Here is a 670-nt window from a genome sequence, read left to right as displayed (position 1 = left end):
TTTCATTATCGGCATATGTTTTTGCAAGCGGGTAAAGCGTCCCGCCGTGTGATGCGTATGTTTTCATAATCAACCCCTCAAAATAAAATCAACCCCTCAAAATAAAATCAACCAGAAGCGGCAAACTAAAAAGAAGGCCGGTTAGGATTGCTGCAAGATAATCATTCATGGATTATTCCCCGTCGCGCTTATCAACAAAATCCAATGCAGTGCCATAGAACCCTTGCGAACGTGCCACGCATTCGACAAGCGCGCGGAATTCAGGCTTTGACCATGGGTTGCCAGTAGGTGTACCCTTGCGCGTAAATTGCACCCATGCATCAATGGCTTTCAAACGCTTATCGTCGAAAACCCAGTAATGTGCGCCGTCGAATTCACCACCGACCATATCGTCGTAATGGTCGGCATCCCAACCCAGTTTCTTCACCAGCGCATCGCATGCGGCTTTATGGTTACCGTAAATATTAAGCGCGTGGTCATAGGACACATAAATGCGTCCGGCTTCGCATTGCGCGCTGATACGCGAACCTTTAGTATCGGTAGGGCCGTGATATTTGGTGCGGATAGCTTGCATGGTTTTCTCCTAAATGTTCAGCATTGGTTAATGTGACCGGTATTCACGTTAATAGTGAATTCCCCGCCGTTGGACGTTTCGACAAAAACGCAATCT

The 670-nt window shown here is 47.3% G+C and carries 1 protein-coding gene; it reads right to left on the bottom strand.

What is annotated here, in order from left to right; genetic code table 11:
- Positions 1-172: 172 nt before the first annotated feature.
- Positions 173-574, bottom strand: coding sequence for a hypothetical protein (locus I6F10_RS20030; RefSeq protein ID WP_114488787.1), 402 nt, complete (start codon positions 572-574; stop codon positions 173-175).
- Positions 575-670 lie beyond the last annotated feature (96 nt).

It is taken from the genome of Pseudoalteromonas sp. SWYJZ98 (genome assembly GCF_015864495.1).
GTDB lineage: Bacteria > Pseudomonadota > Gammaproteobacteria > Enterobacterales > Alteromonadaceae > Pseudoalteromonas > Pseudoalteromonas distincta.
The sequence above is the reverse complement of the archived record's forward strand: the minus strand, read 5'-3'. Positions and strand labels throughout refer to the sequence as shown.

Bases quoted from the DNA above. Each gene is read 5' to 3' on its own strand.
- I6F10_RS20030 (WP_114488787.1), bottom strand. From the start codon at position 574: ATGCAAGCTATCCGCACCAAATATCACGGCCCTACCGATACTAAAGGT.